21 protein-coding genes, 1 tRNA gene and 1 pseudogene are annotated in these 23,705 nt (G+C 70.8%); 15 read left to right on the top strand and 8 right to left on the bottom strand.

Annotated features, from left to right (window positions below; genetic code table 11):
* Window positions 1-173 precede the first annotated feature (173 nt).
* From GT042_RS31355 to GT042_RS31315, 9 genes are all read left to right on the top strand, one after another.
* On the top strand, window positions 174-1,007 hold the full coding sequence (locus tag GT042_RS31355; protein ID WP_161312072.1) for a hypothetical protein: 834 nt from the start codon (window positions 174-176) through the stop codon (window positions 1,005-1,007).
* A 120-nt stretch (window positions 1,008-1,127) separates the two neighbouring features.
* Window positions 1,128-1,898 carry a YcnI family protein gene (locus GT042_RS31350; RefSeq protein WP_345943989.1) on the top strand — a complete coding sequence of 257 codons (771 nt, stop codon included), beginning with the start codon at window positions 1,128-1,130 and terminating at the stop codon, window positions 1,896-1,898.
* A gap of 241 nt (window positions 1,899-2,139) precedes the next feature.
* Complete coding sequence (locus GT042_RS31345) at window positions 2,140-2,802, top strand: SCO family protein (protein WP_161312071.1); 663 nt, start codon at window positions 2,140-2,142, stop codon at window positions 2,800-2,802.
* A gap of 113 nt (window positions 2,803-2,915) precedes the next feature.
* On the top strand, window positions 2,916-3,341 hold the full coding sequence (locus GT042_RS31340) for a copper chaperone PCu(A)C (protein WP_202534298.1): 426 nt from the start codon (window positions 2,916-2,918) through the stop codon (window positions 3,339-3,341).
* A gap of 13 nt (window positions 3,342-3,354) precedes the next feature.
* Window positions 3,355-5,457: a copper resistance protein CopC gene (locus GT042_RS31335; protein WP_161312070.1), complete on the top strand. Its 2,103-nt coding sequence runs from the start codon at window positions 3,355-3,357 to the stop codon at window positions 5,455-5,457.
* 70 nt (window positions 5,458-5,527) lie between these two features.
* Complete coding sequence (efeB, locus tag GT042_RS31330) at window positions 5,528-6,811, top strand: iron uptake transporter deferrochelatase/peroxidase subunit (protein ID WP_202534296.1); 1,284 nt, start codon at window positions 5,528-5,530, stop codon at window positions 6,809-6,811.
* A gap of 90 nt (window positions 6,812-6,901) precedes the next feature.
* Window positions 6,902-7,837, top strand: coding sequence for a prephenate dehydratase (gene pheA / locus GT042_RS31325; RefSeq protein ID WP_161312068.1), 936 nt, complete (start codon window positions 6,902-6,904; stop codon window positions 7,835-7,837).
* A 677-nt stretch (window positions 7,838-8,514) separates the two neighbouring features.
* Window positions 8,515-9,792, top strand: a complete 1,278-nt coding sequence (serS, locus tag GT042_RS31320; RefSeq protein ID WP_161312067.1) for a serine--tRNA ligase — start codon at window positions 8,515-8,517, stop codon at window positions 9,790-9,792.
* A gap of 92 nt (window positions 9,793-9,884) precedes the next feature.
* Window positions 9,885-10,670, top strand: a complete 786-nt coding sequence (locus GT042_RS31315) for an HAD family hydrolase (RefSeq protein WP_345943991.1) — start codon at window positions 9,885-9,887, stop codon at window positions 10,668-10,670.
* A gap of 53 nt (window positions 10,671-10,723) precedes the next feature.
* Here the strand turns inward: GT042_RS31315 and GT042_RS31310 are convergent.
* The 6 genes from GT042_RS31310 to GT042_RS31285 form a co-directional block, all read right to left on the bottom strand.
* Window positions 10,724-10,812 (bottom strand) — tRNA-Ser (locus GT042_RS31310).
* A gap of 348 nt (window positions 10,813-11,160) precedes the next feature.
* Window positions 11,161-11,853: a hypothetical protein gene (locus tag GT042_RS31305; RefSeq protein WP_161312065.1), complete on the bottom strand. Its 693-nt coding sequence runs from the start codon at window positions 11,851-11,853 to the stop codon at window positions 11,161-11,163.
* Window positions 11,854-12,148: 295 nt separating this feature from the next.
* Window positions 12,149-12,868: an ABC transporter permease subunit gene (locus GT042_RS31300; RefSeq protein ID WP_161312064.1), complete on the bottom strand. Its 720-nt coding sequence runs from the start codon at window positions 12,866-12,868 to the stop codon at window positions 12,149-12,151.
* A 25-nt stretch (window positions 12,869-12,893) separates the two neighbouring features.
* Window positions 12,894-13,805 (bottom strand): ABC transporter ATP-binding protein, encoded by a 912-nt coding sequence (locus GT042_RS31295; RefSeq protein WP_161312063.1) that lies wholly within the window; start codon window positions 13,803-13,805, stop codon window positions 12,894-12,896.
* Window positions 13,802-14,719 (bottom strand): ABC transporter permease, encoded by a 918-nt coding sequence (locus tag GT042_RS31290; protein ID WP_161312062.1) that lies wholly within the window; start codon window positions 14,717-14,719, stop codon window positions 13,802-13,804. The genes GT042_RS31295 and GT042_RS31290 overlap by 4 nt, the downstream gene beginning before the upstream one ends.
* Entirely contained in the window at window positions 14,709-15,797 is a 1,089-nt protein-coding gene (locus GT042_RS31285) for an ABC transporter ATP-binding protein (protein ID WP_161312061.1), read from the bottom strand. The genes GT042_RS31290 and GT042_RS31285 overlap by 11 nt, the downstream gene beginning before the upstream one ends.
* Before the next feature lie 304 nt (window positions 15,798-16,101).
* Here GT042_RS31285 and GT042_RS31280 point away from each other — a divergent pair, with 304 nt between their 5' ends.
* The 5 genes from GT042_RS31280 to GT042_RS31260 all read left to right on the top strand — a co-directional run bounded on the left by GT042_RS31280 (window position 16,102) and on the right by GT042_RS31260 (window position 21,255).
* Window positions 16,102-16,929, top strand: a complete 828-nt coding sequence (locus tag GT042_RS31280) for a M24 family metallopeptidase (RefSeq protein ID WP_161312092.1) — start codon at window positions 16,102-16,104, stop codon at window positions 16,927-16,929.
* Window positions 16,926-18,833, top strand: a complete 1,908-nt coding sequence (locus GT042_RS31275; RefSeq protein WP_237531381.1) for an SDR family oxidoreductase — start codon at window positions 16,926-16,928, stop codon at window positions 18,831-18,833. The genes GT042_RS31280 and GT042_RS31275 overlap by 4 nt, the downstream gene beginning before the upstream one ends.
* Before the next feature lie 83 nt (window positions 18,834-18,916).
* A complete protein-coding gene (locus GT042_RS31270) occupies window positions 18,917-19,807 on the top strand; it encodes a metal-dependent hydrolase (protein WP_161312090.1) in 891 nt (296 codons plus the stop codon).
* Window positions 19,804-20,568: a MerR family transcriptional regulator gene (locus GT042_RS31265; RefSeq protein WP_161312060.1), complete on the top strand. Its 765-nt coding sequence runs from the start codon at window positions 19,804-19,806 to the stop codon at window positions 20,566-20,568. Before GT042_RS31270 ends, GT042_RS31265 begins: the two co-directional genes overlap by 4 nt.
* Window positions 20,569-20,700: 132 nt before the next feature.
* Window positions 20,701-21,255, top strand: a complete 555-nt coding sequence (locus GT042_RS31260) for an RNA 2'-phosphotransferase (protein ID WP_161312059.1) — start codon at window positions 20,701-20,703, stop codon at window positions 21,253-21,255.
* 21 nt (window positions 21,256-21,276) lie between these two features.
* Here GT042_RS31260 and GT042_RS31255 read toward each other — a convergent pair whose 3' ends face one another.
* On the bottom strand, window positions 21,277-22,182 hold the full coding sequence (locus GT042_RS31255; RefSeq protein ID WP_161312058.1) for an LLM class flavin-dependent oxidoreductase: 906 nt from the start codon (window positions 22,180-22,182) through the stop codon (window positions 21,277-21,279).
* A 167-nt stretch (window positions 22,183-22,349) separates the two neighbouring features.
* Here GT042_RS31255 and GT042_RS31250 point away from each other — a divergent pair, with 167 nt between their 5' ends.
* Window positions 22,350-22,628: a hypothetical protein gene (locus tag GT042_RS31250; RefSeq protein WP_345943988.1), complete on the top strand. Its 279-nt coding sequence runs from the start codon at window positions 22,350-22,352 to the stop codon at window positions 22,626-22,628.
* Window positions 22,629-22,653: 25 nt separating this feature from the next.
* Here the strand turns inward: GT042_RS31250 and GT042_RS31245 are convergent.
* Window positions 22,654-23,705, bottom strand: a pseudogene (locus tag GT042_RS31245) (hypothetical protein); the annotation flags it as partial.

Raw genomic sequence — 23,705 nt, 5'->3', positions numbered from 1 at the left:
TAAGCACGCGGACGACCGGATGGCCCCGATAGCCCCCATTAGCCCCCGTTCGGCGGACGCGTGGACGGGGGACCGCGGTGTATGGCGGCGGACGGGCCCGCGAACTGGTCGGAGAACGACCTTCCGGACCTGCCCTGCGCCGCCCCGGGGCGCAGTGCGATGATGACCCGGCCATGTCGTCCGATCACGTCGCTCGCGCCGCAGCCGCTCCACGGCTGCTGAGGACCGCGGTGTTCACCGCGGTCTGCGTTCTGCTGTCCGCGACGGGTCACGTCCTGGCCGCCTGCGCCCCCGTCCCCTGGTGGACTCTGGTCCTCGGCTTCCTGGGGGTCTTCGCGGTCGCCGCTCCGCTCGCCGGGCGCGCGCGCTCGACCCCCACCGTCGTCGCGGCCCTGACGGGCGGACAGCTCGCCCTGCACAGCCTCTTCGGGTTCGGGCAGCAGCACATGGTGGTGCCCACGGGACCGGGCACGAACGACGCGCTCATCAGGATGGCCGCCAAGCTGGTCTGCGGCGCGGGCCCCGTCTCGCTGAGCCCCGTCGACGCGCAGCGGATCGTCGCCGACGCCGGGATCAGCCTGACCGGGCACGGCGCCACGGGAACGACCGGCACGGCCGCCGCGCACGGCGCCCACGCCATGGTCATGAACGTCGGCCCCATGGCGTCCGCCGACGGACTGCTGCCCTCCCTCCCGATGGTGCTCGGCCACCTGCTGGCCGCGCTCGTGACCGGCTGGCTCCTGCGCCACGGCGACCTCGCGCTGCACCGGCTCGTCCGGCTCTCGGCGCGGGGCGTCGGCGAGGTCAGGGAGAACGCTCAACTGCGCTCCCTGCGCGCCGCCCTCTCTCTCGTACGGGCCCTGCGTGCCGGACTCCCCGGTGCGCCCGATCCGGGCCCGCGCCTGCCGCGTGCCTCGTACGGCCCCCCGCCGGTACCGGCGGGGGAGACACTCCAGCACACAGTGATCAGGCGCGGGCCGCCGGCCGGCCTCGCTCTCGCCGCCTGACGCGACGCACTCCGCTCGGCACGGGGGTGTGGTCGCCGTGCCGTCGCGTGCCCTCCCCACGCGATCGCATCAGCTCGCTCGCCCGATCACTGACTTCTCATCACACCGTGGAGTGTTCCCGTGTTCCCAGCCAAGAAGTTCTCCGGTTCGACCATCGCCCGTGTCACCGTGGCCGGCGGTGTCGCCGCCTCCGCCGTCCTGCTGCTGGCGGGCCCGGCGTCCGCGCACGTGAGTGTGCAGCCGCTCGGCGTCGCCGCCAAGGGCGGTTCGGCCATCGTCAACTTCAAGGTCCCCAACGAGCGTGACGACGCCAACACCACCCAGCTGGAGGTGAACATCCCCGCCGACCACCCGCTGGCCTCCGTGATGCCGGAGCCCGTCCCGGGCTGGAAGATCGTCGTCACCAAGGCCAAGCTGGCCAAGCCGCTGGAGCTGCACGGCAACCAGATCACCGAGGCGGTCTCCAAGGTCACCTGGACGGCGACCGCCGGCGGCGGCACCCCGTCCGGCCAGTTCCAGCTCTTCCCCGTCTCCCTCAGCCAGCTGCCCGAGGACACCGACCAGTTGGTGTTCAAGGCCATCCAGACGTACTCCAACAAGGACGTCGTCCGGTGGATCGAGGAGCCGAAGGAAGGCGCGGCCGAGCCCGAGAACCCGGCGCCCGTCCTCCAGCTGACCGCCGCCACCGAGGACGAGCACGGCGCGCCGGCCTCCAACGCCACGGCCAAGCCCGCCGCCGAGGGCAGCGAGGCGCACGACACCTCGAAGACCGAGACGGCCTCCGGCGACACCAGCGACTCCACCGCCCGTGTCCTCGGGATCGTCGGCATCGTCGTCGGCGTCGCGGGCGTGGCCTTCGGCGTCCTCGCCGGACGCCGCCGCACCGCCTGACCGGCCCCGCACCCGCCGGTCACCCGCGGCACGCGGAGCTGTGACGCCTTGGAGCCGTGACGTCGCGACCTTGCGAGACTGTGATGTCGCGACGTCACAACACCACGACATGGTGACGTGGTGGCGTGGTGGAGTCGCGTCGGACGGAGCCGTCACAGCCCGACCACCGACCGTCCAGGCCCTCACGGACCCGCGTGCCCGGGACCGGCATCCCGCACCCCTCGACCAGGAAACACCTCCCATGCGTAAGAAGACCGTGTCCACCGCCGCCGCCCTCGCGGTGCTGACGGCACTCACCCTGACCGCGTGCGGCGGCGACGGCGGCAGCGACGCCGCCAAGCCGATCGCCGACATCTCCATGCAGCCGAAGAACAAGGCCGCGACCGTGCTCGACCAGCCCTTCACCAAGCCCGACTTCGTCCTCACGGACACCAAGGGCAAGCCGTACGACTTCCGCGAGCGGACCAAGGGCAAGGCCACGCTCATCTACTTCGGCTACACCAACTGCCCGGACGTCTGCCCGACCACGATGAGCAACATCGCCATCGCCAAGAAGTCCCTCCCCAAGGCGGACCAGGCGAAGCTCCAGGTCGTCTTCGTCACCACCGACCCGGCCAGGGACACCCCCGCGTCGCTCGCCAAGTGGCTGCCCGCCGCCGGCGACCCCTCCTTCGTCGGGCTCACCGGAGACTTCAAGACCATCCAGGCCGGCGCCCGCAGCATCGGCATCGGCATCGACCCGGCCACGACGAACAAGGACGGCACCGTCGTCTCCATGCACGGAGCGCAGGTCATCGCGTTCTCACCGAAGACCGACGCCGGCTACCTCCTGTACGGCGACGACGCGTCCTCGGACGACTACGCCAAGGACCTCCCGAAGATCATCAAGGGAGAGAACCCGTGACGGGAGACACCGCCGCCCCCGTCCCGGCCCCTGCACCGGCCCCCGCCCCGGCGCCGGCGCCCGCCGCCCGCACGTCGCGGCGTCTCGTCGTGGCCGGTGGTCTCACCTCCGCCCTGGCACTGGCGTTGATACTCGTCGGCTGCTCGTCCGGATCGTCCACCTCCTCGAAGTCGCCCGAACTGAAGGTCAGCGGGGCCTACATGCCACGCCCGGTCAGTGACCTCGCGGCGGGCTTCCTCGTCGTCACCAACAGCGGCGGAGCCGCCGACAAACTCACCTCCGTCACCAGCGCCCTCTCCGACAACATCACCATCCACAAGACCGAGGACCAGAAAATGATGGAGGTGACGTCCTTCGACATCCCGGCGGGCGGCACCCTGGATCTCGCACGCGGCGGGAACCACATCATGTTCGCCGAGCTCAAGCAGCAGCCGAAGCAAGGCCAGGAGATCGGCATCGAGCTGCACTTCGAGAAGGCCGACCCCATCAAGGTCGAGCTTCCCGTGAAGGAGACCACGTACAACCCGGCCCAGAACTGAGGGACTGAACACCATGACGACCACCGCCCCGCGCTTCGGAGCCGCACCGGCCGCGCCGCTCGTGCGACTGCTGCTCGTCGCCACCGTGCTGCTCGGCACCGTCTTCACCGTGCTGTCCGGCACGGCGTCGGCGCATGCCGCACTCACCGGCAGCACCCCCGAGGACGGGGCGGTGGTCGCCACCGCCCCCAAGGACGTCACCCTCACCTTCTCCGAGCAGGTCGCCCTCAGCGACAGCTCGATCCGTGTCCTCGACCCGAGCAACAAGCGGGTCGACACCCAGAAGATCCGGAACCTGAGCAGCGGCAAGACCGTCAGCTACGCCGTGGACCTGCACGCCGGTCTGCCCGACGGCACCTACACCGTCGCCTGGCAGGCCGTCTCGGCCGACAGCCACCCCGTCTCGGGCGCCTTCACCTTCTCCATCGGCGCCCCCTCGAAGACCGAGGCCACCCTGCCCGCCGAGAAGGCCGGCGGCGGCCTGGTCGGCTTCCTCTACGACGTCGCGCGCTACGTCTCGTACGCCGGTTTCATCCTCCTCGTCGGTGGCTCGGCCTTCGTCCTCGGCAGCTGGCCGCGCGGCGCGTCCGTCCGGCCGCTGCAACGGCTCGTCGTCCAGGGCTGGATCGCCCTCACCGCCGCCACGCTCGTCCTCCTCCTGCTCCGCACCCCCTACACCGGCTCGGGCGAACTGGCCGACGCCTTCGACCTGGGCGGACTGCGGGCCGTCCTCACCACCAAGTCCGGCACCGCCCTCGTCTCCCGTCTGCTCCTCCTCGGCGCCGCCGCGCTCTTCGTGGCCGTCCTCTTCGGCGCGTACGCCCGCCGGGAAACGCCCACGAACGAGGACGAGGCGAAGGAGAAGAAGGACCTCACCTTCGGACTCACCGTCGGCGGCGTGGTCGTCGCGTCCGGCATCGCCGCCACCTGGGCGCTCTCCGAGCACGCGTCGACCGGGATCCAGGCCGGTCTCGCCATGCCGGTGGACGTCCTGCACCTGCTGGCGGTGGCGACCTGGCTCGGCGGGCTGACAGCACTGCTCGTCGCGCTGTACCGGGCGCCCTCCATCGAGGCCGCTGCGGTACGGCGCTTCTCGCGCACCGCGTTCGTCAGCGTTGTCGTACTCGCCGCGACCGGGCTCTACCAGTCCTGGCGGCAGGTCGGGTCGTGGTCGGCGCTCGGGGACACGTCATACGGGCAACTCCTCCTGGTGAAGGTCGGGCTGGTCGCCGTCCTGGTCGCCATCGCCTTCTTCTCCCGGCGGTGGACCGCACGGCTGGGAGAGCCGACGCCGGTGCCGACAGAGGCATCGACGGAGGCCGGGACAGACGCGGCGACAAGCGCGGAGACAGAGGCAGGTGCGGGGGCTGAGGCCGCAGCGGGGACGGGATCCGGGAGCGGGTCTGGGGCTGCGGTCCTGGCCGGTGCCGGAGCGGCGGCCGAGAGCGGAGCGGAAAGCGCGTCGGGGTCGGAGACCTCGACCGGACAGGGGACCCGGTCCGAGACCGTCGCCGCGAGCACAACCGCGGTCGGCGATACTCATAGAGTTGCCCAGCTCGCCCGCCAGCAAGCCGCGATGGCGACAGCACGCCAAAAGCGACTGCGCGACGCCGACACCGAACGCTCCGGACTCCGCCGTTCCGTCCTGGCCGAGGCCGGCGTCGCCGTCGTACTCCTCGCCGTCACGACCGTACTGACGTCGACCGAGCCCGGCCGGACCGCCGAAGAGGAAGCGAACCGGACAGGCGCCTCCGCCAGCGCGTCCGCGACCGCCGAACCCGTCGACGTCACCCTGCCCTTCGACACCGGCGGCCAGAACGGCAAGGGAACGGTCCAGGTGACCCTCGACCCCGGCACGTCCGGCGCCAACCTGATGCACCTCTACATAGACGGGCCGGACGGTCAGCCCCTCGACGTGCCCGAGGTGAAGGTGGCCTTCACCCTGACCTCGCAGAAGATCGGGCCGCTGCCGATCGTCCCCGAGCGGTTCGCCGCCGGGCACTGGAGCGCGGACGGGGTACAGATCCCGATGCCGGGCGACTGGAAGCTCCAGGTGACCGTGCGGACCTCCGACATCGACCAGACCACCGTCGACAAGAACGTGAAGATCGGCTGACCCCGTGAGCGACACCAGGCAGAACAACCTCGCCCGGAACGACCGGAACGACCGGAACGGCCGAGACGAGCTGAACGACCGGGAGGAACAGGACCGCCCGGACGGCGTCTCCCGCCGCCGCCTCCTCGGCACCGCGGGCGCCGTCGGAGCCGCCGGACTGGCGCTCGGCGCCGCAGGCGGAGCCGCGGCCTCCGCCGCCGGTCGCAGCGAGCCCGCCCCGGTCACCGCGCTGACCACCGTCGGCACGGACACCGTCGCCTTCCACGGCGCCCACCAGCCCGGCATCACCACCCCGCTGCACGCGCGGGGCCACCTCGTAGCCTTCGACCTGGCGCCAGGAGCGGGACGCAAGGAAGCGAGCGCCCTGCTGCGCCGCTGGTCCGCTTCGGCCCGGGCACTGATGGCCGGGGAACCGGCAGCCGGCCACGACACCGGCGTCGCCCTCGACGCCGGCCCGTCCTCCCTCACCGTCACCTTCGGCTTCGGCCGTACCTTCTTCGACCGTACGAACCTGACCGGCCGCCGGCCCTCCGCGCTCGACCCGCTCCCCCCGTTCTCCTCCGACCACCTCGACAGCAGGCGCAGCGACGGCGACCTCTGGATCCAGATCGGCGCCAACGACGCGCTGGTCGCCTTCCACGCGCTGCGCACACTCCAGAAGGACGCGGGCTCCGCCGCCCGGGTCCGGTGGCAGATGAACGGCTTCAACCGCACCCCCGGCGCGACCCCGCACCCCATGACGGCCCGCAACCTCATGGGCCAACTCGACGGCACCGCCAACCCCAAACCGTCCGAGCCCGACTTCGACCGGCGCGTCTTCGTGCCGGCCACCCCCGCGGCCGACACCACGTCCTCCGAGGACACCGCCTGGATGGCGGGCGGCTCCTACGCCGTCGTACGGCGCATCCGCATGCTCCTCGACGACTGGGAACAACTCTCCCTCCACAAACAGGAGCTGGTCATCGGCCGCCGCAAGGCCGACGGCGCGCCCCTCACCGGCGGGACGGAGAACACCGAGCCCGCCCTCGACACCGTCGGACCCGACGGCAAGCTCGTCATCCCCGGCAACGCACACGCGCGCATCTCCGCCCCCGAGGCGAACGGCGGAGCCGCGATGCTGCGCCGCCCCTTCTCCTTCCACGACGGGATCGGCCCGGACGGAACGCCGGACGCGGGGCTGCTCTTCGTCTGCTGGCAGGCCGATCCGCTCAAGGGATTCGTACCCGTGCAACGCAAGCTCGACCGCGGCGACGCGCTTTCGGCGTACATTCGCCACGAGGCGAGCGGGCTGTTCGCGGTGCCGGGCGGGGCACGCGAGGGCGAGTACGTGGGCCAGCGCCTCCTGGAGGCCTAGGCCCAGGCCCAAGTCTTGGGCGCCGTACGGGTAGCGCTCAGGGGCGTGATCCCGGGGCGGGCACCTCCACCGGCCTATTAGGGTGACTGTATGTCGGCCACGCGCTACACGTATCTCGGCCCCGAAGGCACCTTCACCGAGGCAGCCCTCCGCACGCTCCCGGAAGCCGCCACGCGCGAGCTGATCCCGATGGTGTCCGTACCGGCTGCCCTCGACGCCGTACGGAACGGGGACGCCGCGGCCGCACTCGTACCGATCGAGAACTCGGTCGAGGGCGGAGTCACCGCCACGCTCGACGAACTCGCCTCCGGCGAACCGCTGATGATCTACCGCGAGGTGCTGCTCCCGATCACCTTCGCGCTGCTCGTACGGCCCGGCACGGAGCTCTCCGCGGTGAAGACGGTGACCGGTCATCCGGTCGCGCAGCCCCAGGTGCGCAACTGGCTGCGGACCCATCTGCCGGACGCGCTCTGGGAGTCGGCGGCGTCGAACGCGGACGGCGCGCGGCTGGTGCAGGAGGGGCGGTTCGACGCGGCGTTCGCCGGTGAGTTCGCGGCGGCGACGTACGGGCTGACGCCGCTGGTCACCGAGATCCACGACGCGGAGAACGCCGAGACCCGGTTCGTGCTCGTGGGCCGGCCCGCGCGGCCCGCGTCGCCCACCGGGGCCGACAAGACCTCGGTTGTCATCTGGCTGGGCGACGACCGCCCCGGCGCACTGCTCGAACTGCTCCAGGAGTTCGCGGTACGAGGGGTCAACCTGATGCTCATCCAGTCGCGGCCGACGGGCGCGGGCATCGGTAACTACTGCTTCGCCGTGGACGCCGAGGGGCACATTTCGGACCGGCGGGTGGGGGAGGCGCTGATGGGGCTCAAGCGGATCTGCCCCAAGGTGCGCTTCCTGGGGTCGTACCCCCGGGCGGGGGTGTCGGCGGCCGACGCGGGGCAGTTGCGGGCCGGCACCTCGGACGCCGAGTTCATCGAGGCGGCGGACTGGCTGGCGCGCAGCCAGGACGGCCGGACCTGAGCGCGGAGGCCGCGACCGGCTCACGTAACCCAGCGCACGTGCACGCGGTACACCTCCGCACGGCACGCGTACGTCTCGGGCCTGCGCATCCTTGCCAGCCTGTGGATGCAGACCAAAGTTATCCACAGGCTTGCTTCTCGACCTGGGGACAAGTCGATAACCCAACCCGGCACAGTCGACAAATCACCCCAGTCGCCCCACTCCCGTCCACAGGGCGCCAGGTCGCCCGTGTCACCCCAATTCCAGCGACCAACTCGTCAGAGTGAGCCATTCCCACCCGAATGAGTGTGTGAAGTGGGTTTGAGCGGGGAATTCTTCGCCCCGCACGCAGACCCCGGAATGATCGCTTCCACCATCCACAGAACTCCCACACAGCCTGTGGATAACTTTGCCGGTAACACACAGCCCACTGTGGACAACTCAACGCGGTCGCCGCCCCCAAGTCCCCTTCCCCACAAGGACGGTGAGTCAAGGCGGCGAGGCCCGACTGCCCCTTTCCGGGGAATTGGATCACTTTCATTGACGTGAGGCGAATACCCTCCAGGGTCAGCCTCTCCTTCACGGATGCGCGCGTTTCACAACTTTCCCAATTTGCACAATTCCGGCAAGCAGGACAAAGAGACACGCGTGCCGATATCGAGTGGGGTGGTGTCGGTGCGCACCGGTAGCCTTGTGGGGTGATTGACCTTCGCCTGCTCCGTGAGGACCCCGACCGTGTCCGCGCCTCCCAGCGCGCCCGTGGAGAGGACGTCGCGCTCGTCGACGCCCTGCTCTCCGCCGATGAGCGGCGCAGGTCGTCCGGCCTCCGCTTCGACGAGCTGCGCTCCGAGCAGAAGTCGCTCGGCAAGCTGATCCCCAAGGCCTCGCCCGAGGAGAAGGCCGAGCTGCTCAGGAAGGCCGAGCAGCTCAAGTCCGACGTCAAGGCGGCCGACGTCGCGCAGCACGAGGCCGACGACGAGGCCAAGCGGCTGCTGCTCCAGCTGGGCAACGTGGTGCACCCCGACGTCCCGGTGGGCGGCGAGGAGGACTTCGTCGTCCTGGAGACGCACGGCACGATCCGCGACTTCGCCGCGGAGGGCTTCGAGCCCAAGGACCACCTGGAGCTGGGCGAGTCGCTGGGCGCCATCGACGTCGAGCGGGGCGCCAAGGTGTCCGGCTCGCGCTTCTACTACCTGACGGGGATCGGCGCGCTGCTGGAGCTCGCGCTGGTGAACGCGTCGATCGCCCAGGCCACCGAGGCCGGCCTCGTCCCGATGCTCACACCCGCGCTGGTCCGCCCGCGCGCGATGGAGGGCACGGGCTTCCTCGGCCAGGCCGCGGAGAACGTGTACCACCTGGAGAAGGACGACTACTACCTGGTCGGTACGTCGGAGGTCCCGCTCGCCGCGTACCACATGGACGAGATCATCGAGGCCGGCAAGCTGCCGCTGCGCTACGCGGGCTTCTCGCCGTGCTTCCGCCGCGAGGCGGGGACGTACGGCAAGGACACGCGGGGCATCTTCCGGGTCCACCAGTTCGACAAGGTCGAGATGTTCTCGTACGTCGACCCGGCGGAGGCGGAGGCCGAGCACCAGCGGCTGCTGGACTGGGAGAAGCAGTGGCTGAGCGCTCTCGGACTGCCGTTCCAGGTGATCGACGTGGCCTCGGGTGATCTGGGTGCCTCCGCTTCGCGGAAGTTCGACTGCGAGGCGTGGATCCCGACGCAGGGCAAGTACCGCGAGTTGACGTCGGCGTCCAACTGTGACGGCTTCCAGGCCCGCCGGCTGTCCATCCGGATGCGGGACGGCAAGCAGGTCAAGCCGCTGTCGACGCTGAACGGCACGCTGTGCGCCGTACCGCGCACGATCGTGGCGCTGCTGGAGAACCACCAGCAGGCGGACGGTTCCGTGTGGGTGCCCGAGGTGCTCCGTCCGTACCTGGGCGGGCGTGAGGTCCTGGAGCCGATCGCCAAGTGAGCGACGCCGCCGCCGCTTCGGCTTCCTCGGCTTCTTCGGCCTCCTCGGCCGGCGACTCCGCCGGTACGGGGGCGCCGTTCCCGTACAAGCTTGTGGCGACCGACCTCGACGGCACGCTGCTGCGTGAGGATTCCACAGTCTCCCCCCGCACCCGTGAAGCGCTCGCCGCAGTGACCGCGGCGGGCGCCGCTCACATCATCGTGACGGGGCGCGCCGTACCGTGGACCCGGCGCATCCTCGACGACCTCGGGTACGACGGTCTGGCGGTGTGCGGTCAGGGCGCGCAGGTCTATCACGCGGGTGAGCACAGGCTGTTGACGTCGGTGACGCTGGACCGGCAGGTGGCCGGAGCGGCGCTGGCCAAGATCGAGGCGGAGGTCGGCCCGCTGGCGCTGGCCGTGAGCCAGGACGGCCTGGACGGCGAGGTGCTGTTCGGCCCCGGCTACCGGGTGCACGAGGGGCCGCTCGCATCGGTGTCCGAGGACGATCCGGTGAGGATGTTCTCGGCGCCGCTGAACAAGGTGTACATCCAGCATCCCGTCCTGGACGACGACGAGTTGACGCGGGTCGCGCGGGCGGCGGTCGGTGACATGGTCGCGGTGGTGATGGCGGGCGCCGGTGTGGTGGAGATCCTGCCGCTGGGGCTGAGCAAGGCCACAGGGCTATCGCTGGCGGCGCGCCGGCTGGGCGTGAAGGCGGCGGACACGATCGCGTTCGGAGACATGCCGAACGACATCCCGATGTTCGGCTGGGCGCGGCACGGCGTGGCGATGGCCAACGCGCACCAGGAGTTGAAGGCCGTGGCCGACGAGGTCACGGCGTCGAACGAGGACGACGGCATCGCGGTGGTGCTGGAGAAGCTGCTGCTTCAGGGCTGAGACTTCGTAGGTCCGGGGTGCCTTGTGGGTGCATGGCTTTCCTGGCCCTTGCGCGGAGGATGCGCGGATCGAACGCGCGCGGGGGGTGTGTGCCCCGACGACGGCTTAGCAAGCCGCTGCCTTACCACTCGGCCAATCCTCCGGGAAGGGCGGCCCGCGCGTGTGCGCGCTCGAAGCGGCCGCCCCGGGCGGTGTGTCGGCGGCTACGCGGAGCAGATGATGGCTACTCCGGAGCCTGCGCGACGCTGCCCTGGTGGGAACTCGACGGACTGCAACTCCCCGTCATCGCCGCGCTCCTCTCCCGGTCCTGTGGTGGTGCTCCAACACCGACCACTGTGCCCGGTAGGCCGGTTCGACGCCACCGAATTACGGGCGGCACGAAGCACGCGGTACGCGACGCGGTGAGCGGTACGTACGGTACGGCGGCCCGTGCCTGCCGCCCGAGGGACGGACGTCCGCCCGGACGGACAGGCACGGGCCTCCTACCGGATCAGCGGCGCCTACGGCCGCGGCGCAGATCCCTCAGCTCGTGCACGACGTCGTCCACCCTGCCGTCGATGCGCTTGATGTCGTCGGACATGGCGCACAGCCGGTGGCTCATCGCCGCCACCACCTTGTTGGTGGCGTCCAGTCGCCGGTCCAGGTTGTCGAGCCGGATGGACATCCGGTTCAGGACGGGACCCAGTTCCTGGAGGGCGACGCCGACTCCGCCGAGGCAGGCCTCGACGTTGGTGAGGCGCCGGTCCAGGGACACGTACCCCTCGCGCCAGCCCTCTTCGGCGTCGAGGAGGTACGTACGGACGCACCGGGCGATGTCGCTGTCGCGAAGCAGCATCGCGATGTTGAGGACGGAACGGCGGCTGTAGAGGGTCAGGCTGGAGCGCCTCTGTGGATAACTTCCGCCACCCCCCGATGAGAGTGACATGTTGTCACTATGAAAGCTTCGCAGGTCAGAGCCTCGAAGCACGCGCATCCCGTTCTCGGTCAGCTCCGCCCGGTGCCGTGCCGTCAACTGCCTGATGACGTCTGTGGATACTTCGAAGTACCGGGACGCGTCCTCTGTGCGGATGTGAATTCCATCCGGGAGCATGACAAGGGCCTTGACCTTGTCGAGGGCGTCGACCCGCCCCAGGTGCTCGGCGCGCATGGTGCGCGATTCGAGCAAGGCGACTTCCGATGGCATGGAGATGCCTTCCGTTCGTGAAACCGATGATGGTCGGCCCTCTCCCCGGGCTTCAGGGGCGGAGGTCGGCTCACGGTGCTACTCACTCAATGACCGGCGGGGCTGTCGACCCTTCACCGGCAATCCTCAGATTCACGAACGCTCGACGTCACGAACTCCAGTTGCCTCCACGCAACCTGGACAACGAGCCGATAAGCGTACAGTTACGCCGCAACCCCCGCCTATCGGGCAGGGGTTGCGTCACACGCGGCGGTCCGCTCGATTCGAGTCGTCTGATTCGGGTCGTCCGCTTCGGCTATTCGTCGCCCGCCAGCGTCAGCGTCCGGAGCTTCTGACCCGCGTACCAGGTCGCGGCCACCGTGACGACCGCCAGGAGCGCCACCGCCGTCGGCAGTGTCACGTCCGAGGTGATGATGCCGTCGCCGCCGATCTTCTGCGCGAGTGCCAGCGCCCACTGCTGGACGCTCAGCGTGCGGGCGCCCGCCACGAGGCTGCCGAAGAGGGTCTCCCAGACCAGCGCGTAGACCAGGCCGATCACCACCGCGTGCCGGCTGACCGTACCGAGCAGCAGGAACAGCGCGCTGTACGCGATCGACGCGACGAGCGCGGCCACGGTGTAGGCGACGGCGATCTGCTGGCCGTTGCCGTTCAGGATGTAGCCCGCGATGAACGTGGGGACGGCGGAGAAGGCCATGGTCACGGCGATCGCCACGATCAGCTTGGTGAAGATGATCGTGGGCCGCTTGAGCGGCTTGGCCAGCAGGTAGACGATCGAGCCGTCGTCGATCTCCGGGCCGATCGCTCCCGTACCCGCGATGACGCCGATCAGCGGCACCATCGTGGCGATGGCGAAGCCGCCCAGCACGTCCGACGCGACCTGGTCGTCCGCACCGCTGAAGGCGCGGACGGCGATCGCGATGACGATCAGCAGGGCGGGCAGGACGAAGAGGATCGCGGCCCGGCGCCGGCCGAGCAGGGCCCGGTAGGTGAGCCGGGCGACTGTGGGGTCGTACATGACGTCACAGCTCCTTTCTGGGCGCTCAGGCCGTTACGAGGTAGGAGAAGACCGACTCGAGGGATTCGTCCGAGGGCGAGACCGTGAGCAGCCGGATGGAGTGCTCACGGGCGACCCGCGGCAGCAGTGCGGTGAAGCGGCTGAAGTCGACCGCCTGGATGCGCAGCGCGCCCTCGGCGAGGTCCACCTCGATGCCGGCCGTCGACGGGTCGGAGATCAGCGCGGCGGCGAGCGCGCGGTCGTCGCTGGACCGTACGAGATAGCGGTGCGGCCGGTCGGTCATCAGCCGGCGGATCTTGCGGAAGTCACCGCTCGCGGCGTGCCGTCCCGCCACGATCACCTCGATGTGCGAGGCGAGTTGCTCGACCTCTTCGAGGATGTGGGAGGAGAAGAGGACGGTACGGCCGGTGGCGCCCATACGCCGCAGCAGATCCATGAGCTGCATGCGCTGGCGCGGGTCCATGCCGTTGAACGGCTCGTCGAGCAGCAGCACCGACGGGTCGTGGACCAGCGCGGACGCCATTTTCACGCGCTGGCGCATGCCCTTGCTGTACGTCGCGATCTTGCGGTCCTGCGCGTACTCCATCTCGACCGTGGCGAGCGCGGTGTGGGCGGCTTTCGCGCCCAGGCCGTGCAGTTCGGCGTTGGCGACGACAAATTCGAGGCCGGTGAGGAAGTCGTACATCGCCTCGCGCTCGGGCACGATCCCGATCTGCCGGTACACGGACTCGTTGCGCCAGATCGGCGCTCCGTCGAGCGTGACCGTTCCCGTGGAGGGGGCGAGGAAACCACCCATCATGTTGATGAGGGTGGACTTCCCGGCGCCGTTGGGGCCGAGCAGTCCGGTCACGCCGGGGCCGACGGTCATGGTCACGTCGTTGACGGCGACCACGTTCCCGAACCAGCGGGAGGCGTGCTCGATGTTGATGGTGGTCACAGCCCGACCTTCCGGTAACGGCGCATGAGGACGGCGTACGAGCCGGCGATGAGCGCGAGGACGACCAGCAGGTAGAGCACGCCGAGGCCGGCCGAGGGGCCCACGCCGCCGGGGAAGCTGGAGGAGGCGCCCAGGAACGCGGTCTGTACGCCGTCGATGAGTGTGACCGGCGAGAAGAGGCCGAGCCACTTGGCCGCGCCGTCCGAGCCCGTCCCGACGGCGATGCCCTGGACCGTGCTGACGGCGCCGTACGTGATGGTCAGGGTCGCGATCACGGCGGCGACGCCGAACCCGCGGCGCGGGGTGAACGCGGCCATCACCAGGCCGAGTCCGCCGAAGAGGAGGGAGAGCAGCGCCACCGATACCAGCCCCTGTCCGAATCCCTTGGTCTGGTCGGCGAAGTCCATCTTCGCGAGCAGGGAACCCGCGTAGAGGATGACGAGCGGCGACGCGGTCAGGACGAAGAGCGCCGAGGACATCGCGCCGTACTTGGCGAGGACGTAGTCCACGCGCTCGATGGGGCGTGAGAAGTAAAGGGGGACCGTCTTGAACCGCAGGTCGCGGGAGACGGACTGGGGGGCCTGCGACGCGAGGTAGAGGCCGATGACGGCCTGGGTGAAGATCGCGTAGCGTGTGTAGTCGAGCGGCAGGCTCTTCAGGTTGGTCGCGATGGCGACCGCCACGATGATCCCGGCGGGCAGGCACATCACCGCGAAGAGGATCATGGGCAGGACCTTGGACTTGGCCGAGCGACCGAGGCCGTACGAGCCCCGCAGGGACTGCGAGTAGAGGGAGCGGCGGGCGTACGCGCGGCCCAGCCGGGCGCCTTCGTAGTTGCGGTAGCCGATGTTGTGGATACGGGTGGTGTCGGCCCCCAGGGGGGTGCCGGCGGGGGCTTCGGTCTCAGCGCTCATCTCCGTCTCCTCCCTTCTGGAGTGCGTACTGCTCGTCGGCGGTGGCGGCTGTCGCGGGAACGGTGGCTCCCGCGTGTGCGGCAGGTTGAGTCCCGGCCGGGTCCGTCCCGGCGGGGTCCGTCCCAGCGGGGTCCGCTGTTCCGGAAGCCTGGGGGCGGAAGACCTCCGCGATGTGGTGGCGGCGCTGTTCCATCCGTACGAGGCCGAGCCCGAGTTCGGCGACGGTGTCGCGGACGACGTCGTACGTCTCCTCCCCCGCGGCCTCGATCAGCAGGATGTGCCCGGCCCCGGGCAGCCCCTCCTCCATGCCCGCGTGGAGCGTCAGCCCCGCCGAGGTGAGGTGCTCGCGGAGGGTCCGCGTGCCGTCGGGGTGGGTGTCCGTGTCGGTGACCTCGACGGCGAGGGTCGTGGTGATCTGGGTGAAGTCGCTGGTGGAGCTGGAGCGCAGCAGCTTCCCGCCGTCGATGACGACCACGTGGTCACAGGTGCGTTCGAGCTCGCCCAGGAGGTGCGAGGTCACCAGGACGGAGATGCCGAAGTCGCTGTAGACCCGGCGGATCAGGCCGAGCATCTCGTCCCGGCCGACCGGGTCGAGGCCGTTGGTGGGCTCGTCCAGGAGGACGAGTTGGGGGTCGTGGACCAAGGCCTGCGCGAGCTTGACGCGCTGCTTCATGCCGGTCGAGTAGCCGCCGATGGGGCGGTACCGCTCCTCGTAGAGGCCGACATGGCGCAGCGTGTCCGCCGTGCGCTCGCGGGCCGCCGTCGGGGGGAGTCCGGACATGCGCGCCATGTGGACGACGAACTCGGTGGCCGAGACGTCCGGTGGCAGGCAGTCGTGCTCGGGCATGTACCCGACGCGCTCCCGGATGGCGGCGCCACTGGTGGCGACGTCGAGCCCGAGCACCGCGGCCCGGCCTTCCGTGGCGGGGGACAGACCCAGCAGGATCTTGATCATGGTGGACTTGCCGGCTCCGTTGGCGCCCACCAGGCCGGTCACGCCGGGTCCGATGTCCAGGGAGAGCCGGTCAAGCGCGGTTACCCGAGGGAACCTTTTGCTCAGACCTTCAGTCGCGATCACAGTCACACTCCGAAGGTAGTGGCGCGGGCCACAGGGGTCGTCAGACCTGACGGCTGGATCGGCCTCCCCCTCGAGATGTACGGAACCCGTAAGGGCGTGCGGGTCGGGCGGGCCGCACGGCGCCTCCACCCCGGCTCGCCGACCGGTTTCCACAGGTAACCCCACGGCCTTGACGTGGCCGCCGGGGATTGTCACATTCGGGAGTGTCACTTTCCGAACACACACAGCGACGTGGGATGGGGTGCGGGTGCGGGAGCACGGGCGGGGGCGAGGACGGGTGCGGGAGCGGGGCCGGGGGCGCTCGATCGGCGGATCGGTCGCCGAGCTGGAAGGATTCCGGCGGACGCAGCGTCTGGGGTACGCGTGCGCGGAGGAGGTGGCGGCGCGGCTGCGGCCGGGGGTGACCGAGCGCGAGGCCGCGCGGATGCTGCGGCGGTGGCTGGAGGTCCGGGGTGTCCGGGACTGGTTCCACCTGCCCTTCGCGTGGTTCGGGGACCGCACGGCGTTCACCGGCTTCCGGATACCGCTCCAGTTCTTCCCCACCGGGCGCCGGCTGGAGGAGGGGATGCCGTTCATCCTCGATCTGGCGCCGGTGTACCGCGGGTTCTCGGCGGACGTCGGTTTCTCGGGGCGGATCGGTGAGAACGGTCTGCACGACAAGCTCCTCGATGATCTTCGGGCGCACCGTGAGCTGATCCTGCGCGAGGTGCGGGAGCGGCGCACGCTGCGCGCGATCTATCAGGACGTGGACCGGCTGATGGTCGAGCAGGGGTACGCCAATCGTCATCGGGCGTATCCGTTCGGCGTCATCGCCCACACGGTGGACCGGGTCGAGGAACGCCGTTGGTCCCCGCGTGTGTTCGGCTTCGGCACGCAGGCGCTCAAGGGGCTGGCGAGCGACGCCGTGCGCGGGCACCGGGAGGGCTGGTCGCCGCTGTGGAGCCCGTACGGCTTCTCGGACCATCCGCCGGCCCCGGGGATGTGGGCGGTCGAACCCCACCTCGGATTCCGCGGTACGGGGGCGAAGTTCGAGGAGATCCTGGTGGTCACCGACTCGGCCGATCCGGAACAGAGCGCGTTCTGGCTGGACGACGATCTGCCGCACGTGCGGCGCTGGGAGACGACGGTATGAGCGACGGCGGCATGGGTGACAACGGTACGAGTGACAGCGGCTTGAGTAACGACGGTACGAGTACGGGCAGGCTCGGGGACGTGCGTGAGCGGCGGGTCAGGACCGGCGGGATCGAGCTGAGCGTGGCCGAGTCGGGCGACGCGGCGCGGCCGACGGTCGTGCTCGTCCACGGCTATCCGGACAGCAAGGAGGTCTGGTCGGAGGTCGCCGTACGGCTCGCGGAGGACTTCCATGTGGTGCTGTACGACGTGCGGGGGCACGGCGGGTCGACGGCGCCGGTTCCGCTGCGCGGCGGTTTCACGCTGGAGAAGCTCACGGACGACTTCCTGGCGGTGGCCGACGCGGTGAGCCCCGGCCGGCCGGTCCATCTGGTCGGGCACGACTGGGGTTCCGTGCAGTCCTGGGAGTTCGTGACCGTGGCACGGACGGAGGGCCGCATCGCGTCGTTCACCTCGATATCGGGACCGTCCCTGGACCACCTGGGGCACTGGATCGCACAGCGGGCGTCCCGGCCCACCCCCCGGGGTGCCGCTCAACTCCTGGGTCAGGGTGCCAAGTCCTGGTACGTGTACGCCCTGCACACGCCCGCGCTGCCGGAGCTGGCCTGGCGCGGGCCTCTCGGCCGGCGGTGGCCCGCGATCCTGCGGCGGATGGAGCAGGGGCCCGAGGGAGCGACTCCGTACCCGACGGCCTCGCTTCCCCAGGACGCGGCGCACGGTGCCTGGCTCTACCGGGACAACGTGCGGGCCCGGCTGCGCAGGCCCCGTACGCACGCCTACGCGCACGTACCCGTCCAGCTGATCACACCGACCGACGACGTCTTCCTGTCGGAGCGGCTCTACGACGATCTGGACCGGTGGGCCCCGGATCTCGTACGGCGCTCGCTGCCCGGCAAGCACTGGGTGCCGCGCACGCGTCCCGCTGAGCTGGCCTCCTGGATCGGTGAGTTCGTCGCACGGCACGAGGACCGGGAGGGAGGCGGGCGGCCGGACGGGGCCACGGCGGTCGGGACGGTCCGGGAGGCGCCCGCGGCTTCGGCGGTCCGGCCGGCCCCGTCGGCCAGAGCGGCCGGGTTGTACGGGCGGCGCTTCGGCGGTCGGCTCGTGCTGGTCACGGGCGCGGCGGGCGGGATCGGCAGAGCCACGGCTTTCGCGTTCGCCGAGGCGGGCGCACGGGTGGTGGCGGTCGACCGGGACGCCGAAGGGGCCGCCAGGACGGCGGAACTGGCCCGGCTGATCGGTGCGCCGGAGGCCTGGGCGGAGCGGACCGACGTGAGCGACGGCGAGGCGATGGAGAAGCTCGCCGCGAGGGTCGCCACGGAGTACGGGGTCGTCGACGTCCTGGTGAACAACGCCGGGACAGGGCTGTCGGGGCCCTTCCTCGACACCTCGGCCGAGGACTGGAAGCAGGTCCTGGACGTCAACCTCTGGGGCGTTCTCCACGGCTGCCGGCTCTTCGGCCGCCAGATGGTGGAGCGCGGACAGGGTGGCCACATCGTCAACACCGCGTCCGCCGCCGCCTACCAGCCCTCGAAGGCGCTGTCCGCGTACTGCACGTCCAAGGCGGCGGTCCTGATGCTCAGCGAATGCCTGCGGGCGGAGTTGAGTGCGCAGGGGATCGGCGTCTCCGCGATCTGCCCCGGCTTCGTCAACACCGGGATCACCTCGACCGCGCGTTTCACGGGTGTCTCCGCCGAGGAGGAGTCGCGGCGCAGGAAGAAGGCGGCCCGGTTGTACGGGCTGCGCGACTACCCGCCGGAGAAGGTCGCGGACGCGGTGCTCCGCGCGGTGGTCCGTAACCAGGCCGTGGTGCCGGTCACCCCGGAGGCCCGTGGGGGACTGTTCCTGTCCCGGGTCGCGTCCGGGGCGCTGCGCGCGGTCGCACGGGTGGAGCCGCCGCTGTGAAGGCCGACGGCAACGAGAGGCAGGAGAAGTCGGAGGACTCCGGGGCCTCCGGGGAGCGCGGGGGGCCCGGGGAGCAGTACGCGATCGTGCCTCGCCGGGTGTCGTTCGACTGGCGGCGGACTCCGCTGCACTGGATACCGGACGAACCGACGGCCACCCATGTCATCAACGTCCTGCACCTGTTGCTGCCGGCGGGGGAGCGGTGGTTCGTCCGGGTCTTCAAGGAGGCTCTGCCCCTGGTCACCGATCCGCGACTGCTCCAGGACGTCAAGGGCTTCATGGGCCAGGAGGCCACGCACAGCGTGCAGCACTCCTACGTGCTCGACCACCTCGCCGAACAGAAGCTGGACACAGCGGCGTACACCCGCCAGGTGGACCACCTCTTCGACCGGCTGCTCGGTGAGCGGCCCCCCTGGGGCATCCCGTTCCCCGCCGGGAGATGGCTGCTCTACCGGCTGGCGTTCGTCGCCGCGATAGAGCAGTTCACGGCGGTGCTCGGCGACTGGATCCTGCGCGCGGACGCGCTGGACCGGGCCGGTGCCGACGGGACGATGCTGGACCTGTTGCGCTGGCACGGCGCGGAGGAGGTCGAGCACCGGGCGGTGGCGTTCGACATGTACCAGCACTGCGGGGGCCCCGAACCTCTGCGGTACATACGCAGGGTGGGGACGATGGCGGTCACCGCGCCCGCGTTGCTGTGGCTGTGGACCCGGGGGGCCACCTATCTGATCCGGCACGATCCGCAGCTCGCGGGCCGGCTGCGTTACACGCCGCTCGCGCACACCAGGGGGGTCAGGAAGGGGCTGTTGCCCCCGTGGCGTGAACTCGCCGCCGCGGTACCCCGCTACCTCCGGCGGTCCTACCACCCCTCGAAGGAGGGGTCGCTGGGCCTGGCCGTCGCCTATCTCGCGTCCTCGCCCGCGGCCCGTGCGGCCGCCGGGGCGGGGCGGGCGGCTCCGGGGAAGGAGGCGTGAGCGCGGAGTACCGGATAGAGGGGCTGGCGCGGGCGAGCGGCGCCACGGTCCGTACGATCCGCGGCTACCTGGACCGCGGGCTGCTGCCCCGGCCCGAGCGGCGCGGGCGGGCCAACGTGTACGGGGAGACGCACCTCGCCCGGCTGCGGCAGATCGCCGACCTGCTGGGCCGGGGCTATTCGCTGGCCGCCATCAAGGAGTTGCGGGAGGCGTGGGACACGGGGCGCGGTCTGGGCGGGGTGCTGGGGCTGGTCGCCGAGGTGGACGGACCGTGGACGGACGGGGAGGCGGCCAGGATCTCGCGGGCGGAGCTGGACGAGCGGTTCGGTGGCGAACCGGACGACCGGGCGGTCGCCGAGGCGCTGGAACTCGGCGTCCTGGAAAGGATTCCCGGGCGCGACGACCTCTTCCTGGTGCCGAGTCCCCAGGAGCTGTCCGTGGCGGCCGAGTTGTACGCGGCCGGTGTCCCGCTCCCTGCGATGTCCGGCCCCCTCAGGGAACTTCGCGGTCGGGTCGAGCAGATCGCCGACCGCCGCCACCTCGGGCGGCGGCTCGCGAGGGAGGGAGCGTCTCCGGAGCCTGTCGAGACCGGGGAGGTGGCTCTGCCCGTCACCACGGTCCAGGCCGTGGAGGCGCTGGTTGGCGCGGCGAACGTGGCGGCCTTTGTCACGGCGGCCACCGAACGGGAGCTCCAGACACGGACCTTGGACGCCCTCGCCCCAACCACGCGACAAAGCAGCGATATTCCCCAAATAGGTTAAACGGCCCCCTCGTTGTCCACAGCATCGCCAAATTGCCTGTGGATAAGTCGAGTTGGCTGTGGATCAAACCTGTGGATCGAAAAGGGTTCAAATGATTGGCGCGACGGACCGGTCGACCGGCACGCTGTTCGGATGACCGGAACATCCGATGAACGACGCACCGTGAAGGTGTCCAAGTACCTCTCGAAACACCTGCGCCACCAGCCCGAGCGGATCGGCATCACCCTCGACCCGAACGGCTGGGTGGCGATCGACGACCTGCTCCACGCCGCTGCCGCGCACGGCTTCCGGATGAGCCGCGCGGATCTGGACCACGCGGTGGCCGTCAACGACAAGCGGCGCTTCACGGTCGACGGCGACCGGATCCGGGCCAACCAGGGCCACACCGTCGCCGTCGACCTGGAACTGGCGCCGGCCGAGCCGCCCGCGTACCTCTACCACGGCACCGCTCCCCACAGCCTGGAGGCGATCCGCGCCGAGGGGCTGCGCCGCATGCGCCGCCATCACGTCCACCTCTCGGCCGACCGGGAGACGGCCACCCGGGTCGGCGCCCGCCGTGGCCGGCCCGTCGTGCTGGCGGTGGACGCGGGGGCCATGCACCGCGCCGGCCTGGTCTTCCACGTGAGCGCGAACGGAGTCTGGCTCACCGACTCCGTACCGCCCCGCTTCCTCCGCCTCCCCGGCTAGCGGGCGCGCCCCACGCCGCGACTACCGGCCGAGCTGCGCCGGCGCCTCCGTGGCGATCCGCTCGAACACCCGTGGGTCCACGGCGAAGTCCGTGTCGGGGACGGGCTGGTGGATCACGATCTCGGTGATCCCGATCTCGGCGTGCCTGCCCGCGAAGTCCACGAAGGCGTCGACGGATTGCAGCGGCCCGGTCCGGTCCGGGGTGAAGCCGGTGAGCAGGATCTTCTCCACCCCGGCCACCTCCCGGCCGATCTCCGCGCAGGCCTCGCCCAGCCGGTCGACCTGCCCGCGAATCGCGTCACGCGACTCCTCCGGCGTCCCCGTCTCGTAGAGCTTCGGATCGCCCGTCGTGACCCACGCCTGCCCGTACCTCGCCGCGAGTTTCATCCCCCGCGGACCGGTCGCGGCCACCGCGAACGGCAGCCGGGGGCGCTGCACACACCCCGGGATGTCCCGCGCCTCGGACGCGGAGTAGAAGGTGCCGTCGTACGTCACGGAGTCCTCGGACAGCAGCCGGTCCAGCAGCGCCACGAACTCGGCGAACCGGTCGGCCCGCTCCCGGGGCGACCACGGCTCCTGCCCCAGCACCGTGGCGTCGAAGCCCGTACCGCCCGCGCCGACGCCCAGGGTGATCCGGCCCTCCGACACGTCGTCGAGCGAGAGCAGGTCCTTGGCGAAGGGCACCGGATGCCGGAAGTTCGGCGAGGTCACCAGCGTGCCCAGGCGCATCCGCGAGGTGGCGGTGGCGGCGGCCGTCAGGGTGGGGACCGCGCCGAACCACGGGCCGTCCCGGAACGGCACCCGCCACGACAGGTGGTCGTAGGTGTAGGCGGCGTCGAAGCCCAGCTCCTCGGCGCGCCGCCACACCTCCCGTCCTTCGGTCCAGCGGTGGATCGGCAGAATCACTGTGCTCAGGCGCAAACTCATGGAGCCGAGCCTACGGTCCGCGTCGCGCGTGCCGCCGCCCCCTGTGTTGCGGGCGTTGTCGCCCCGGGGGAGGGTGGGACTGAGCGCGCCCGGGGCTTGTCCCTCGTGCGCAGGCACAGGGTGCCAGGCGCGGTCCGCCGAGAGGGTGGAGCGTCATGAGGATGATGATGACCGCACGACTGGACACCGCGATGGCGAACCAGGCCGTCTCCGACGGGACGCTGCCCAAGATCATCGAGGGCGTTGTCGAACAACTCGAACCCGAGGCGGCCTACTTCATGGACCGCGAAGGTGACCGTTCCTTTCTGCTCGTCTTCGACATGAAGGACGCCTCCGAGATCCCGCCCACCGTGGAGCCGCTGTTCCACACCGGTGCCAAGGTGTCTCTCCAGCCCGTCATGAACCTGGACGACCTCCGGACCGGTCTGTCCGCGTTCGGTCAGTAGGGCGAAACCCGGCACCGGTCAGCGGTCAGCGCATGTGACCGATGGTCGTCTCCACCTCGGCCACCAGAGCGCGCGCCGTCTCCCCTTCCTGTGCGGCCAGTTCGTCCCGGAGGGCGGTCAGGCGGGCCAGGGCCGCGTCCTGCCGGTCAAGGGCACGTTCGCTCCAGGCCGCGCGGGTCAGGCACTGGACGCGGGAGTCCAGGGCATCCTGACCCAGTCCGGCGTAGAGGGCCGCGGCACGCTCCCACAGGGCTATCGCCTCGTGCTGTACGGCCGTGTCGGCGGCGGTGGGCGCTTCCGGCGTCTCGCTGTCCGCCTGCCCCTCGTCGATGCTGTCCTCCTCGTCCGCGCCGTCGTAGTCGTAGTCGTAGAGCTGCTCCATCACCAGGTCGGCGAGCTGCTGCCAGGTCTGCGCGCGTTCGTAGCGCAGTCCCGGTTCCTCGGCGCCGTCCAGGACGTCCGCCGCCTCTTCCATCAGCTTCCGCGCGCGGGGCACCGTCGTGGTCACGGAGACGCTGTTGTCCTGGACCATCAGCCAGGCCAGTGAGCGCAGCACCCGCACCTCGGCCACCGGGTTGTCACCGGTCCGCCGCCATAGCTCCAGCGCCCGGCCGTACGCCGTCTCCGCCTCGGTGCGCAGGCCGGAGGCGGCCAGCCCCTCGGCGGCGAGCTGCGCGAAGTGCGCCTGCGCTCCGGGGTCGTCCCAGCCCTTCGCGGTCTCGGCGGCCAGCAGGTACTGCTCGGACGCCCCACGGGGGTCGCGCAGGTCCCGCAGCAGGTTGCCCAGGGTCTCGCGGGCCTGGACGGCGACGTGATCGCCGTGCTCCAGCAGGTCGGGCAGGGCCGACTGGAGGACCTCGGCGGCCTCGGCGGTGCGCCCGGCCGCGCCGTACGCCCTGGCCAGGACGAGCCGTGCCGTGGCTCCTCCGGCCGCGCCGAGCCCGGCCTGGTCGAACCAGTGCGCCGCGTCGAGCGCGTGCCCCGCCGTCTCCTCCGCCCGCTCGCCGCGGCGCAGCAGGATGTCGGCCAGCGTGAGCCGTACGGCGCCCTGCTCCTCGGGGTCGGCCAGCTCCCCGG

The organism is Streptomyces sp. SID3212 (assembly GCF_009865405.1).
Classification (GTDB): domain Bacteria; phylum Actinomycetota; class Actinomycetes; order Streptomycetales; family Streptomycetaceae; genus Streptomyces.
This window is presented reverse-complemented; position numbering and strand designations above follow the sequence as displayed.